This is a genomic window from Vibrio sp. 10N.261.51.A4, from assembly GCF_041471945.1.
Taxonomy (GTDB): domain Bacteria; phylum Pseudomonadota; class Gammaproteobacteria; order Enterobacterales; family Vibrionaceae; genus Vibrio; species Vibrio crassostreae_C.
On the sequence record NZ_JBFRPJ010000074.1, the window covers coordinates 34,721 to 49,358 of the forward strand.

Sequence of the window (14,638 nt, forward strand, 5' to 3'; positions counted from 1 at the left end):
TTTAAGCACTGGAAAATAAAATAAAAAAACAAAAAAGCAAATCAGTGCCAAATAAGAAGCACAAGGAAGCAATGATGGAGACAAACACATCCCATGAGCGAGTAATAGACGCACAAGCTTATCAGCAGCTTGAAGCGATACTGGCTCAAAAAATAGAAACGGAACGCATTGTCACGCAAGAGGCAAAGCGATTGGCCTACGGCACCGATGCGAGTTTTTATCGCTTGGTGCCGAAAATGGTTCTAAGGCTTAAAAACTTAGACGAAGTGATATTCACCATTCAAAGCTGTCGCGAACTCGGCATTCACTTTACCTTCCGCGCCGCAGGCACCAGCCTGTCAGGACAAGCGGTTTCAGACTCGGTACTCATCACACTGACCGACGACTGGCGTGGCCATGAAATTGTCGACAACGGCAATCAAATCATTCTTCAGCCCGGTGTAATTGGCGCAGATGCCAACAAATACCTCGCCCCTTTCCAACGTAAAATCGGCCCAGACCCAGCCTCTATCAACACTTGTAAAATTGGCGGTATTGCCGCGAACAACGCCAGCGGTATGTGTTGTGGTACTGCGCAAAACTCCTATCGCACCGTCGAGAGCATGAAAATCGTATTGAGTGATGGCTCCCTGCTTGATACGGCTGATAACACAAGTGTTGAGGCATTCAAGCAATCGCACAAAGAACTGTTTGAAGGCATTGTTGAATTACATCAACAGACAGCGTCAAACCAAGAACTCGCAGACAGAATTCGCCACAAGTACCGCCTCAAAAACACCACTGGCTACGCTCTGAATGCCTTGGTCGATTATCAAGAGCCAATCGAAATCATTAAACACCTGATGATTGGCTCAGAAGGCACACTAGGCTTCATCGCCGAGATCACTTACAACACGGTGGTTGAACACCCGAATAAAGCTTCTGCTCTGCTGGTGTTTTCCGACATCGAGCAAGCCAGTAAAGCCGTGACTACGCTATCAAAAACACCGGTTGCTGCGGTTGAATTGATGGATGGCAGAGCACTTCGTTCAGTAGCTGACAAACCGGGCATGCCTGCGTTTATGCCGAGCTTAGATTTAGAAGCCGCGGCAATTTTGGTTGAATCACACGCCAGCTCCCAGCAGGACTTAGATTTACAATGTAAATCAATTTTGGGCGCATTGACTGAATACACGATTGTAGAATCGGTTCCTTTCACTTCTGATCCAAAGACAGTCGCAACCCTGTGGGGCATTCGAAAAGGCATGTTCCCTGCCGTTGGTGCGGTTCGTGAAGTCGGCACAACCGTTATCATCGAAGACGTGGCTTTCCCTGTCGAAAACCTCGCTAACGGCATTAGAGAGCTGCAAGAACTGTTCGACAAATACGACTACAGCGAAGCGATCATTTTTGGTCACGCCCTCGAAGGCAACCTGCACTTTGTATTTACTCAAGGCTTCGACAGCCAAACAGAAATCGATCGCTACGGCGGTTTCATGGATGACGTTGCCGAACTGGTTGCAGTGAAATACCAAGGTTCTCTGAAAGCAGAGCATGGTACTGGCCGCAACATGGCGCCTTATGTGGAATTGGAATGGGGCAAAGATGGCTACGCCTTAATGCAACAGATCAAAGCACTGTTTGACCCAGAAAGACTGCTCAACCCTGGCGTTATTATTAACGACAATCCAAATTCACACATCACAAATTTGAAGCCAATGCCTGCTGCTGATGACCTTGTCGACCGCTGTATCGAATGTGGCTTCTGTGAACCAGTTTGTCCGTCTCGCACACTGACCTTGTCACCTCGCCAACGTATCGTGCTGTACCGTGAGTTACAACGCCGCCGTGCTGCAGGTGAGGAAATAGAAGCAAGCGAACTAGAGAAAACCTTCGAATACCAAGGCATTGATACCTGCGCCGCAACTGGCTTGTGTGCCGAGCGTTGCCCGGTTGGCATTAATACTGGCGACTTGGTGAAGAAGCTTCGTATCGCCAAGTATCAGAAATTCACGCCAATCGCCAAGTGGACAGCAGATCATTTCTCGACCACCACAAAACTCACCAAGGCTGGCCTCAAAACCAACCAAGTGGCGAGCAAAGTATTAGGCGTAAACACAGTCGGCAAGCTAACCAATGGCTTGCGCTCGATGACCAAAGGCGCGACACCCGTTTGGATGCCAGAGATGCCGCAATCCAACAGTCATACACTGACCTCCTCCCCAATGACCGCAGAAAACTCAAGCAATCATAAAAAGGTGGTTTACCTGCCTTCGTGTGCCAGTCGAACCATGGGACAGCAAAGTGATGCGGGCGATCAACGTCCTCTAACTGAAGTGACCATGTCTTTGCTTAACAAAGCCGGATTTGAGGTTATTCTTCCGAAGAAGCTAGACGACCAATGTTGTGGCATGCCTTACGACAGCAAAGGGATGACCGATTTAGCCCAATCTAAAGCGCAACAACTCGAAGAAGTGTTATGGCAAGCCAGTCGTCAGGGTGAATACCCGGTACTGATGGACACCAGTCCGTGCGCCAAACGCAGTATTGAGCAGTTCACCAAGCCATTAGAGGTGCTAGAGCCGACAGGGTTTGTGAATCAATACTTGCTAGAGCACCTGACGCTTGAGCCACTGAAAGAAACCGTAATGCTGCATGTCACTTGTAGCTCTCGCCGAATGGGCTTAGAAAGTGCGATGCTAAACCTCGCTAAAGCCTGTACCGAAGAAGTGATTGTTCCAGAGCATATTCAATGTTGTGGCTGGGCGGGTGACAAAGGCTTCACTACGCCAGAACTAAATGAAGCGGCAGTCCACCCACTTAAAGAACAAGTACCGAGCAACTGTACTCGTGGTTTCAGTAACAGCCGAACCTGTGAGATCGGTTTGTCGCACCACAGTGGCATTCCGTATCAATCAATCTTGTACTTGGTGGACGAAGTGGCGCAGTAGCTTCACTCATACTGCGAGCAATGTGCTCTAGTTTAAAACGAAAAATGGCAGCCCAATCAGGCTGCCATTTCTTTATTCGGCTGAAATATATTATTGAAATAAATGCTATTAAGCGAGAGCTACAGAGCCTTATGTTATTGAGCTAAGCGCATCAACTCTTCTGGCGAGTAGTGTTCTGCCTCTGCACCTTTGGCGATTAGGTCAATCACTTGGAACTCGCTCATATCCCCAAACTCTTTGGTCAAGTAATCACGAAACGCTTTCTCATTCGGCCATTTGCCTCGCACGATATAGCCCTCTTCTTTGTCAAAATCTTCCGTTTCAAAGAATGAAAAGTCAGTCATACCAATATTGTGGCAATACAAAACGAGATACATGTTGAATCCTTTACACTTAACTAGGGCCTGTTTAACTTTCGAGCCGATCAAAAAGCGTCTCTAAAAAGCAGGGCTAAGGTTACAACATAAATGCTAAATCGAATACCCAATCGGATCGTCAATTTAGAAACCTCAGCGACCGGATCTTTACGTTAGTCATCAAACATCAAGTTAATGGCTGCACCCAACAAGATCAGCCCAACAATTGGCCCCATGACTGCTAATGGCGCGCGCTCAATGTATGGAAGGTTCTCTGCGATCATCAAACCCCATTCAGGTGTTGGTGGCTTTGCCCCTAATCCGATGAAGCTCAGCGAGGTCAGACTTAGAGTGATAACCGGTAGCCTCAACATCGCGTGTCTTAACAACGGTGGCAACACATACGGAAGCAAGTAGAAACGGAAGATTCTAAGCTTACTGGTGCCCCATAGTGGCGCGAGGTGTGTATAAGGTTGAGCCTTGGCTTCTACGATCAAGCTTGAGCAGTGTGCAGCTAGCGGCGCCCACGACACCAATACAATCGCGATTAATGCGCTGTTCGGATTCATCCCCGTTAAGCCTGCAACAAGCAAGCCTGCAATGATGTATGGGATACCCTTAGTGATCTCGATAAGGCCTTGGCTAAAGCGGGTGTTGAAACCCATGATGATGCCCGTCACCAAGCTCAAGAACGTTGCCAATATGCCGGCTTGGAAGGTCGCAATCATACCAGAACCAATTCTCGCCAGTAGGTCTCGACCAATGCCATCTGCGCCCAAAGGTGCTTGCCAACTCGGTGATGCCAAGCGTGCGAATTGGCTAGTGTATGGGTCTCGGAATGCAGCCCATACAACGATAGCAATTAGGAAAGAGAAGATCGCAAAAGCAGTGACACGCTTTGCGCGGTTCTGGGTAAAACGAAACGAAGAGTGGCTACTGATGAGCTTGCCGCTTTTCAGGCTGTGGCCAAGAATCAATTGCTGAACAAACAAGCTCATGCTGCTCACGGCAATTGAAAATAGCAGCAACACCAATAAGCCGCCTTGCAGCGTTGGTAAGTCTTGCGCCTTGGCTGCACCAAGAATCATGCGCCCGATACCAGGGATCGAGAAGATAAGCTCAACCGCGACTGCGCCACCAGTTAAGCCAATCACGATCATCGCGATTTGCGGGATCAGACTGCTCAGCGCTCTTTTCAGCGCAAAGCGAATAATTTGATTGGAATGAACGTTGGCACTGAGCCAAGTGATCACCCAAGGTTCATTGAGAACGCGTTGTAAACTGTCTCTGAGTAGACGACTAAACAAGCCACTTGCAGGCAGTGCGAGCGCTAAACTCGGTAGCCAGATATCTTGCCAACCTTGCCAACCATACGGTGGTAGCCAACCTAACCAGATAGAGAACACCAATATTAATACCGAGGCCACCACATACTCTGGTAACGATATTAATACGGTGCTTAAACTGCTGTAACTCTGCCCTAGTTTGCCCTTCTTCCAACTGCGTAAGGTAGCAAGTAAGCCTGCACCACACAGTACGAAAGTCATCACAAGTGCGCTAGACATCAAGAACAGAGACGTAGATGCTGTTTTTTGAATGCTTAATGCAACCGAGGAACCATCAATCCATGATTCACCTAGATCACCTGAAAAAGCATTTCCTACCCAGTCGAGCAGGCGCTCAATGGCTGAACGGTCAAGCTGAAGATCAGCGCGTACCGCCGCTAAAGCTTCAGGCGTAAGCAGGTGTTGTTGCCCCGCCCTAGCCCGCAGAATAGATTGGCTTGGATCGATGCCTGCAATGTCAGGCATCAAACCAACAAGAATCACCACCACAATCAGTGAGGCGATTCTTGATAGCCAAGGCGTCAAGATAAATAGAGTTCGACGCAGAGTCTCAGCAGATAACATTTATTTAGTTAACCTGTGTTGCCGCGTTAACTTGTGTCGTTTGATCAACCAAGCGACGTTCACTTGGGTCACGAACTACATTGCTTACACGCTCGCTCTCACCTTGAATCACACGTTCGTGAAGCAGTGGAATCGCAGCAAAATCGTTAAGGATTTTTTGTTCAGCTTCGATGATCGCTTGGTGACGCAGCGCACCTAGCGGTTGTAGGTCAGCGTGATTCAGTGCTTTATCTACCTCTTGAGAACAGAACTGGCCAAGGTTGAATGAACCCTTACAACCAAAGTCGCTCATCATGTAAGCCACTGGGTCACCCGAATCTAGAACCGTTGCACGAGAAAGGATAAACGCGTCGAACTTACCAGATAGCGCATCGTTCTCGATCTGAGCATATTCACGAATATCCAGCTCAACCTTGAAACCAGCCGCTTCAAGTTGTTGCTTCAGTAGCGCTGCCACTTCTGGAAGCTCTGCACGGTCGGTAAAGGTACCAATAACAATGCTTTCGCCGTTCGCTTTTAGCGTTTTGTCAACTGCCTGACCTTCAGGTCGAATTGGTTCAGCCCAAGCAAGTGCAGGACCTAATAGGCCTTGCGCGATATCCGCGTGGTTTTCATAAACAGTATTCACGATCTGCTCACGGTCTACTGCAGCTGCCGCTACCTTACGCAGTTCAATATCGCTAAATACGCCTGACTTGTTGTTCAGGTAAAGCGTATTAGTACGAGGCATTGCCACTTCGTAAAGTAGGTTCGGATCAATGGTCGCGATTTGTGAAACGGGTACCGCTTCAACGACGTCAGCCGTGCCGGTTCTCAGTGCTGCAGCACGAGCAAAACCATTAGGAACGTATTCTGCAATTACAGATTCTACTTGCGCTTTTTCGCCCCAGTAGCCGTCAAAACGTTTCAGTTTCGCGCTGGTTGTGCCGTTGATTTCAGTCAGCTCAAACGGGCCAGTACCTGCGCCAATTGGACTAACACGACCATCTTCTTGATAAGCACTTGCTGCTAGGATCGCTAATTGAGGGCTTGATAAACGGCTTGGTAGAAGAGGGTCATCAAAGCTGGTTTTGATCTCTACGCGGTAGTTGTCCATCGCTTTCACTTCTAGCTCTACGCCATCTAGGATGCGCGGCTTAGGTGCTGCTTCGAGCGCTTTTTGTAGAGAGTTCACTACAGAGTTTGCCGTTAATGTCGAACCATCATGGAATTTAACGCCTTGGCGAATCGTGAACTGCCAAGTCAGAGGATCAACATGTTTCCAATCCGTTGCTAGCATAGGTTCTGCTTCTGAGGTTGGGCTCAGGTTAACCAGAGTTTCTGCTGTGCTCCAACGAGATAACTTAAAAGCGTCATCAGAAAGTGGCGATAAACCCGTTCTTGGTGGTTGCATCATCGCAACTCGAATTTCAGATTTTACTACGGCATCGCTAGACCCTGGTTGAGAGTCAAAACAGCCCGTCAAAGGCAGAGCCAACGCAAGCGTGCAAGCCAGTTTGATTGAATTAAAACGCATAATTATTTTTTCTCTGTAGCTGTATTTTTTTAATAAATAAGGTTGTGTTTAACAAGTAGATTTCGAAAGAGGCTGAGACTCGATCAGCATCTGAGTCGCAGGATGAGCAGGTTTACTCATCACTTGATCGGTCGGTCCGTGCTCCACCATTTCACCATGGTCGAGTACCAGTATTTCTTCACAAAGGGCTTTTGCGGCACCTAAATCGTGAGTAACCAAAATAAGGCGCATATCGCGCTTCTTTTTTAATGAATTAACCAAGTCCAACAACCTTTGGCGATTCACTGGGTCAAGGCTGGCAGTAGGTTCATCGGCCACCAGCACTGCGGGTCTAACGACAAGAGCCCGAGCAATAGCCACACGTTGAGCTTGACCTGTAGAAAGCTGATTAGGTTTCAGTAAGAGCAAACTGGCAGGCAATCCAACGTCTGAAAGCGCCTCTTCAATGATGGCTTCATGATTACCCGAAACATCTAAGTTACTTAGAGGTTCGGCTAAGATCTGTCGAACGGTATAGTAAGGGTTGAGGCTAGTGTGGGGCTCTTGAGGCACCAATTGAATCAAGCGACACACCGTTGCTTGCGCTTTGCTATCGCGAATTGGGAGCGAATAACCGAACAAGTTTATTTGACCAACGGTTGGCGCTTTAAGGCCAAATAGCAGTTCAATTAACGTTGATTTACCGGCACCAGAACGCCCAACAATTGCTAGGCTTTTGTCTTCAACATTAAGGTCTATGTTCTGTAGCGCTTTGAACGCTTTACCACCCAACCAACTTGGTACGGAGTAGTAGTGAACACTCACATTGTCGAACTTAATCTCTATCGGTGTTTGTGTTTCTGAATCAGTCACTGGCATTAATGGCGAGGCTTCTGAGTTTAGTGATAAGGTCGAGCTCATTCGATTAAGTCTCTCAATGAACAGCAGAAAGCGTGAGAGCTCGACTCTAGTGCATGTTTCGGTGCACCGTAAGCCACCACACCACCATCATCGATGACTAACAGCTTGTCACACGCCAACGCGCTATGCAGGTCATGAGTAATCAACAAGCCACCGATTTTTCGCTGCTTAACATTGTCGCGAATCAGCTTAAGTATCTCTTGCTCTGTCACCGGATCTAACGCGCTGGTTGGTTCATCGGCGATGATGAGATCGGCGTTACTCAGCAAGCCAATCGCAATACAAATCCGTTGACGTTGCCCTCCCGAAATTTGGCTCGGATATAACGGCAAGATGGTTTCAGGGTTAGGAAATCCAAGCTGCACTAACAATTCAGTGAGTTTGATCTTGTCTTGTGATTTAAGCTTAGTGCGCGTCCCCGTCAATGCCAAACTGAGTTGACCTTCAATGGAAACCAGAGGATTTAATGCTTGAAGCGCATCTTGAAAGATAACTGCGGGGCGCTGTGCTGCGGTTCTTTGCAGCATAGGCAAACCACATACCGCTTCACCAGACAGAGAAATATGACCTTCAACCTCGACCGTTTCTGGCAGAAAACCCGCAATCGCACGTGAAAGCATCGACTTACCAATGCCTGACGGTCCCATGATCGCCAACAGCTCACCTCGATAAACATCGAAGTGGATATCTTGGAAAAGGGTTCTCGAAGAGGTTTTGATCGTTAGGTGGTCAACAGACAAAAGTGGGGTGTTCACGCAGATACTCACAGATAGATGTTATAACATAACAACTCTATCATTTAGCCGACATGATGAAAAGAGAACATTGAACTGCATCGCACTTTATTTGTTGTTTGATTGACCATTTTTACTAGGTCATTAGATAGAAAAAGCGCCCTTAGCATAATGCTGTCAGGCGCTTTCAAAAGTACTGGCAATAACGATTGTGTTTCTAACCTAATGACACGCCGCGGATGCACCTTCTGTTGGAAGGCACTTCTGCTTAACTTGTGCGATGAACGGATACAAGAAGGCAATACGTCCAAGATAAAACAAGGTAAACGCCAACCACAAGCCATGATTGCCCCACATATCGATTGATAATGCCTGTACCGCTAAGAAAACCAACAAAGTAGCTATGCTAGAGTCCCTAACTGGACGCGTGGTACCCGTTCCGGTAAAGATGCCGTAAACCGTTAAGCCAAAGCCAGACACCAGCGGGAACACAATCAACCACGGAGCCATCTCTTGATATAGAGCGACAAGCGTTGGGATATCGGTAAACAAGAAGACAATGCTGTCTTTGAATACCAAGGTGAGGAAGGTTAGTACGGCAATAAAGCTCGCCGTCCATTGGAAGTTAAGTCTTAATACACGATCCAACATTGAAGCATTTTTCTGACCTACCGCTTTACCCGCGAACACACTCGATGCATTGGCAATGCCGTCAAACATGTAACTGACAATGAAGGTCACCTGCATCAAGATCGCGTTAGCAGCCAGAACATCGGCACCCAGTTTAGAACCAGTACGCGCCATCATATTGAAGAAAACTAAAATACAGATGGTACGAAGTAAGAGATCAGTATTTGAAGAGATAATTGTCGATAGGTCTTTCTTGGTCATCTTCGAACCTTGTAGGAACTCAGAGATCGAGATATTGCTGGTCTTAATCACCAGTGTCATACCAATAGCGAAGGTGGTGACTTGTGCAATCAAACTTGCGTAGGCCACACCCGCAACACCCAAGTCGAAATAAAGTACAAACACCGCATCCAATACAATGTTCAACACGTTACCAAACACTTGTGTATAAAGAACTTCTTTGGCTTTCGCCTGCCCCATTAACCAACCAATAATGGTATAGTTGAGCAGTACAAAAGGTGCACCATAAATCAAAATACTGAAGTAGATGTGCGCGTGCTCAGCCACTTTCGCTTCAGGTTCTATCACCCACATCGCGCCTTGCCAGATGAGTGGTTGTATCAAGATAAAGATCAAACCCACCAAACCAGACAACACAAATGGACGCATCAAGCTGCCCGCTAAATCAGAACGATTCCCTTTGCCCAGTGCCATCGCACTTTGTCCCGTGGTACTAACACGGAAAAAACCAAACAGCCAATACATGGTGTTCATAATGATGGTGCCGATCGCCACGCCACCAATCAATTCAGCAATGCCAAGTTGGCCGATAACAGCAGTATCCACCGCACCTAACAAAGGCTGTGTCACCGTTGAGATGATGAAGGGGAAGGCGATTTTCAGATAATCTTTATGGGTAATGGTCATATATTCTAGCGAGTGATATTAAGAATTATTTGCAATTAGAACGGAATGCTATCGCTTAATCCGTACGTTGTCATCAATTACTGAGGTAAATTATCAACAAGCTTTCTCTTCATTACATCATCAACATAAGATGCCTTTCAGCCATTGAGTGAGCAAATTAGCCACAACAAATGAGTAAAGCCACACTCGACAAAACACAACAATACGTTACCGATACAATTCATTAGTTAGCCTAATAAAGACTCAGTAAAAACTCACAGGGAGGTAGAAATCAAGCTCAAACACCTCATCACTATTGAGAAAATGATTCTGATGATAATGCACATACGCGGGAGTCGAGCGCTGTTTGAAACCAGATGTGGGTAGCCACTTTTCTAACACCATACTGATCTGTGGTAGCAGTTCTCCATAGCGGCCATTTAGTCGAAACACAGCGTGTAAGCCGCCCGGAATCACCATCTGATTAACTACGCTACGATACTTAATCGGCTCATCAATCGCGATACACGCGACATAACGACACTGATCCATTTCAACCCAAGCAGGGTTTGAGTGATGCAAACCAAATTGGCTCGAAAAATCACGCTGTTCGGAATTCGCCCACGCTTTCAATATCAACCACGCATTGCGAATAGAGCGGTTATAACCCGTATGTCGAACATAGGCCGCCATGCGTTCAGGCACTTCAACGATCTTGGGTTCGGGCAATACTCGCTGCGCCACATTCAAATAGCCCGCCGCCACTTCGGGATCTTTCAAATAGGGTTTTTCTGCTACTTGTAAATCGTGTTTACGCCACTCGCCCGGAGACATATTAAAGGTCGCTTTAAATGCTCGACTAAACGAAGACACCGAGCTAAAGCCACATTTATGGGCGATCTCGACCACTGACGAGCTGATATCAAACATCAATTGGTTGGCTGCATACTCCATTCGAGTGCGTCGGATATATTGATGCAACGACTCCCCGACCACGCTTTTAAAGGTGCGATGAAAGTGCTGTTCTGAATAGGCCGCTATCTCAGATAACTCTTTGGCAGACAAAGGCTGACTGATGTCTTGGTGAATATGGAACAGGACATCATTGATTCGCGATATGTGTTGACGTGACATCGTTTAAATAGCATAAATGGACATGTTTAAGAGCATAAACGGACACGCTAGTTTTTACAATTGCCGTGTAATATCAAGCGATAGAATAAAAACGATAAACGACGAGACACAACACATGGAAATCGCACAGTCATTACAACAGATTCAATCTTCATACATTCGAGAGATCCTCGCAGCCGCAAGTGATCCAAATGTCATCTCATTGGCCGGCGGTTTACCGGACGAGAAAACATTCCCAATCGATTTAATGAAGCCAACGCTAGAAAACCTAGCGAACATGCCTGAAGTTTTCCAATACGGCTCTACTGCCGGTTACGGCCCGTTGCTTGACCACCTAACACAAAGCTACCAATTGCCAGAGTCACACACGGTAATGATTTGTACTGGCTCTCAGCAAGGTTTGGATTTGATTGCGCGTGCGTATGTCGATCCAGGTGATGTGGTTGTGATGGAAGCGCCAAGCTACTTGGGTGCGATGCAAGTGTTTGGCTTGGTTCAAGCAAACATTGTGACTGTGTCTCAAACCGAATTTGGCCCTAACCTAGATGAACTAGAAACGTGCTTTGCCGAGCAATCGCCAAAGATGTTCTACGCGGTGCCAGATTTCCATAACCCAACGGGCGTATGTTGGACAACAGAGACTCGCCAAAAAGTGGCAGAGCTGTGTATCAAATACAACGTTGCGTTCATTGAAGATGCACCATACCGAGAGCTACGTTTCACAGGCACAGAGCTGCCGTTGGTTTCGTCTTTCTGCCCTGATAACTCTATCGTTCTTCGTTCATTCTCTAAGATTGCATCACCTGGTTTACGCATCGGTGCGGTAACAGGCAAGCGCAGCTACCTTGAACCACTGATCAAAGTGAAGCAAGGCGCGGATTTACACTCAAGTGTACCTATGCAAGCGCTGCTTGTTGGTCTTCTAAAACATGAAGACTTCAACGTACACATGGAAAACATTCGCACACTGTACAAGTCTCGTTATGAAGTGTTGTTCTCAGAGCTAAAAAAACAACTGCCTGCAGATTGCGTGTTAAAAGCCGTAGATGGCGGGATGTTCATTTGGGTAGAAATCCCAGAGTGCGATACCTTCGAATTAGCTAAGACTTTGCTATCGAATGGTGTGGCGGTTGTACCAAGCCCAGTATTTTATCCAAAGGCCGATGAAGCAAAAGCCGCACTGCGCTTAAACTTCACTAACGCCAACCCAGAAGAATTAACAGAAGCGGTGAAACGCTTAGCGGAAGTACTTAACCAAGCGTAATCGCTGATTAAGTCAGACAGATTCAATACCAAGGCCCTGATGTATTTTTACAGCAGGGCCTTTTTGGTTTGGGAATACGTGTTGTAATTCGAACCAGATAAAACGGTTTAATTGCATTTCTTAGTCCAAAAGCCACACTAATAACAATGCTAAATAGCCCTACTTTTGGTTGGTTTTTGTCCTTCCTTGGCTTGGTTATACTGCGGCGGATTTTAATAAGCCAATATGGGCAAACCTGAGTAAATCAAACTCAGTATGTATCATAAAAGGCAACCGCTCTGGATTTACGTTCCAGCTCGCAGAAAGGAAAAACCATGTCTCAATATGTTGTATGTGCTCTGTATAAATTCGTAGCACTTGATGATTACCAAGAAATTCGCCAGCCACTCACTGACGTGTTAGAAGCCAACCAAATCCGCGGTACTTTGCTACTTGCGAGTGAAGGTATCAACGGCACCGTTGCAGGTAAGCGCGAATCTATCGACGCTCTTCTTCAATGGTTCAAACAAGATTCTCGTTTGGCTGATGTTGTTTACAAAGAGTCGTTCAACGAAGAACAACCATTCAACCGCACCAAGGTTAAGCTTAAGAAAGAGATCGTAACCATGGGCGTTGAGGGTATCGACCCACGCCACGTTGTCGGCACTTACGTGAAACCAAATGAATGGAACGCTCTGATTTCTGATCCTGATGTGATTCTGGTTGATACCCGTAACGACTACGAAGTCGATATCGGTACATTCAAAAATGCTGTAAACCCAAACACAGAAACCTTCCGTGAATTCCCTCAATACGTTGAAGAAAATCTCGATCCTAAGAAACACAAAAAAGTCGCGATGTTCTGTACTGGCGGTATTCGTTGCGAAAAATCAACGGCCTACATGAAAGAGCAAGGCTTTGATGAGGTTTACCACCTTGAAGGCGGCATTCTTAAGTACCTAGAAGAAGTACCAGAAGAAGAGAGCATGTGGGAAGGCGACTGCTACGTATTTGATGGTCGTGTTGCAGTAAACCACCAGCTAGAGAAGAGCGGTTACGATGTGTGTAACGCGTGTCGTCTGCCAATCACTGACGAAGACAAAGCCTCTGAGCACTTCGAGAAAGGCGTAAGCTGCCCTAAGTGTATTGATAAGCACAGCGACGAGCAGAAAGCCCGTTTCCGCGAACGTGAAAAGCAAGTTCAACTGTCGAATGCTCGTGGCGAAACCCACGTAGGTGGCGAAGCCGCTCACCTTATCGATCAGCGTAAGAAAGAAAAGCTTGCACACAAAGAGCAGCAACGCTCTGGTAAGAAAGCGAAGTAGTTTTTAATATTACTAAAATAACAAAGGGCATCAGCGAATCCACAATTGAACGTTTATGCCCTTTTTTGAGCCTGCTCTCGCTTTGTGTTTAGGAACACATTTATCTTCAAAAATAGGATCTATACTGAAGATAATTCGACTAGAGAGGAAGTGCCAATGCTCAATGAAAACCATGCCTTTATCTTAGATTTCCCAGATCTTAAATTAGACATTGTTCAGCTCAACCACGACGACGAAAAATTCAAAGCAGACATGCAGAAATACCACCAACTCGACTACGACATCCGTCAGCTAGAAATCTCTGGCAGCCCTATCGATGACGACAGCATGCACAACCTCAAAGTTGAACGCATGGCGCTAAAAGACTCGCTACACAAACAGCTCACGCGCCACCACGCACTTAAGATCGTATAGAAAAATCAGTCCAAAACTCTATTTTAAGCCATGCATCACGCATGGCTTTTTGGTTTCATCACATCGCAAATCTAAGCTAATTCGGCGCCTTCAATTATGTTACTGTTTGCTTATTCAAAGGCGTTTGATAAGGAAGCAAGCAAAGTGGCAAGACAAGAAGAGAATATACAATTCCAGCTCGTTTCAAATTCTGAATTCGAAGAACTATTTGCGAGTGTGAAACAAGGTATATTCATACACGTAGATGACGTTTTCGGTTGGGATGATGACTTTCAACGTCAACGACTTTTAAACGATTACCATCCCTCTTGGTTTCATTGGGTATACCGAGGAGAAGAGAGGATTGGACTTGTATGTTTTAAGCCTTATGACAACGCATACCATATTCATCTGCTGATCATTTCCCCTCAATACCAAGGTCATTCGCTAGGTAAACAAGCCATGTACCTCATACATAAGAGAGCCACGGAAGAGCGACGTGAGCAAGTCACCCTGTCGAGTTTTAGAAGTAACACTCGCGCCATTAGCTTTTATCAGTCACTTGGCTACCGAGTGGTTGATGAAGGAGATGATGATTTTGTGGGATTGGCTCTCAACCTAGCTAACTCTCAGCCTCGCTAACCATAGAGAAAATACAGAT

12 protein-coding genes are annotated in these 14,638 nt (G+C 46.4%); 5 read left to right on the top strand and 7 right to left on the bottom strand.

Translation table 11 applies throughout. The features are described 5' to 3' along the window. Positions 1-74: 74 nt before the first annotated feature. Entirely contained in the window at positions 75-2,930 is a 2,856-nt protein-coding gene (locus AB4384_RS16595) for an FAD-binding and (Fe-S)-binding domain-containing protein (RefSeq protein WP_372129836.1), read from the top strand. Positions 2,931-3,064: 134 nt separating this feature from the next. Here the strand turns inward: AB4384_RS16595 and AB4384_RS16600 are convergent, their stop codons facing one another. The 7 genes from AB4384_RS16600 to AB4384_RS16630 all read right to left on the bottom strand — a co-directional run bounded on the left by AB4384_RS16600 (position 3,065) and on the right by AB4384_RS16630 (position 11,016). Further along, entirely contained in the window at positions 3,065-3,307 is a 243-nt protein-coding gene (locus tag AB4384_RS16600) for a hypothetical protein (RefSeq protein WP_102299817.1), read from the bottom strand. Between the two features lie 152 nt (positions 3,308-3,459). Continuing rightward, positions 3,460-5,196: an ABC transporter permease subunit gene (locus AB4384_RS16605; protein WP_372129837.1), complete on the bottom strand. Its 1,737-nt coding sequence runs from the start codon at positions 5,194-5,196 to the stop codon at positions 3,460-3,462. Between the two features lie 4 nt (positions 5,197-5,200). Beyond that, positions 5,201-6,712, bottom strand: a complete 1,512-nt coding sequence (locus AB4384_RS16610; protein WP_372129838.1) for an ABC transporter substrate-binding protein — start codon at positions 6,710-6,712, stop codon at positions 5,201-5,203. 48 nt (positions 6,713-6,760) lie between these two features. Next, on the bottom strand, positions 6,761-7,612 hold the full coding sequence (locus AB4384_RS16615) for an ABC transporter ATP-binding protein (RefSeq protein WP_017065049.1): 852 nt from the start codon (positions 7,610-7,612) through the stop codon (positions 6,761-6,763). Then, a complete protein-coding gene (locus AB4384_RS16620; protein ID WP_372129839.1) occupies positions 7,609-8,367 on the bottom strand; it encodes an ATP-binding cassette domain-containing protein in 759 nt (252 codons plus the stop codon). Before AB4384_RS16620 ends, AB4384_RS16615 begins: the two co-directional genes overlap by 4 nt. A gap of 201 nt (positions 8,368-8,568) precedes the next feature. Then, positions 8,569-9,903 carry an MATE family efflux transporter gene (locus AB4384_RS16625; RefSeq protein ID WP_102561847.1) on the bottom strand — a complete coding sequence of 445 codons (1,335 nt, stop codon included), beginning with the start codon at positions 9,901-9,903 and terminating at the stop codon, positions 8,569-8,571. Between the two features lie 243 nt (positions 9,904-10,146). Further along, entirely contained in the window at positions 10,147-11,016 is an 870-nt protein-coding gene (locus AB4384_RS16630; protein ID WP_372129840.1) for a GyrI-like domain-containing protein, read from the bottom strand. Positions 11,017-11,131: 115 nt separating this feature from the next. Between AB4384_RS16630 and AB4384_RS16635 the strand changes: the two genes are divergently transcribed. From AB4384_RS16635 to AB4384_RS16650, 4 genes are all read left to right on the top strand, one after another. Continuing rightward, positions 11,132-12,280 carry a PLP-dependent aminotransferase family protein gene (locus tag AB4384_RS16635; protein WP_372129841.1) on the top strand — a complete coding sequence of 383 codons (1,149 nt, stop codon included), beginning with the start codon at positions 11,132-11,134 and terminating at the stop codon, positions 12,278-12,280. A 314-nt stretch (positions 12,281-12,594) separates the two neighbouring features. Next, complete coding sequence (locus AB4384_RS16640; RefSeq protein WP_017089989.1) at positions 12,595-13,584, top strand: rhodanese-related sulfurtransferase; 990 nt, start codon at positions 12,595-12,597, stop codon at positions 13,582-13,584. Positions 13,585-13,740: 156 nt separating this feature from the next. Further along, positions 13,741-13,998, top strand: a complete 258-nt coding sequence (locus AB4384_RS16645) for a YdcH family protein (protein WP_010432560.1) — start codon at positions 13,741-13,743, stop codon at positions 13,996-13,998. Between the two features lie 96 nt (positions 13,999-14,094). Continuing rightward, the gene (locus AB4384_RS16650; RefSeq protein ID WP_108110861.1) at positions 14,095-14,619 is read left to right on the top strand and encodes an N-acetyltransferase; all 525 of its coding nucleotides are present in this window, start codon (positions 14,095-14,097) and stop codon (positions 14,617-14,619) included. Positions 14,620-14,638: the final 19 nt, after the last annotated feature.

Excerpts from the sequence above, each read along its gene's own strand:
- AB4384_RS16595 (WP_372129836.1), top strand. The coding sequence starts at position 75 with ATGGAGACAAACACATCCCATGAGCGAGTAATAGACGCACAAGCTTAT.
- AB4384_RS16600 (WP_102299817.1), bottom strand. The coding sequence starts at position 3,307 with ATGTATCTCGTTTTGTATTGCCACAATATTGGTATGACTGACTTTTCA.
- AB4384_RS16605 (WP_372129837.1), bottom strand. The coding sequence starts at position 5,196 with ATGTTATCTGCTGAGACTCTGCGTCGAACTCTATTTATCTTGACGCCT.
- AB4384_RS16610 (WP_372129838.1), bottom strand. The coding sequence starts at position 6,712 with ATGCGTTTTAATTCAATCAAACTGGCTTGCACGCTTGCGTTGGCTCTG.
- AB4384_RS16615 (WP_017065049.1), bottom strand. The coding sequence starts at position 7,612 with ATGAGCTCGACCTTATCACTAAACTCAGAAGCCTCGCCATTAATGCCA.
- AB4384_RS16625 (WP_102561847.1), bottom strand. The coding sequence starts at position 9,903 with ATGACCATTACCCATAAAGATTATCTGAAAATCGCCTTCCCCTTCATC.
- AB4384_RS16630 (WP_372129840.1), bottom strand. The coding sequence starts at position 11,016 with ATGTCACGTCAACACATATCGCGAATCAATGATGTCCTGTTCCATATT.
- AB4384_RS16635 (WP_372129841.1), top strand. The coding sequence starts at position 11,132 with ATGGAAATCGCACAGTCATTACAACAGATTCAATCTTCATACATTCGA.
- AB4384_RS16640 (WP_017089989.1), top strand. The coding sequence starts at position 12,595 with ATGTCTCAATATGTTGTATGTGCTCTGTATAAATTCGTAGCACTTGAT.
- AB4384_RS16645 (WP_010432560.1), top strand. The coding sequence starts at position 13,741 with ATGCTCAATGAAAACCATGCCTTTATCTTAGATTTCCCAGATCTTAAA.
- AB4384_RS16650 (WP_108110861.1), top strand. The coding sequence starts at position 14,095 with ATGTTACTGTTTGCTTATTCAAAGGCGTTTGATAAGGAAGCAAGCAAA.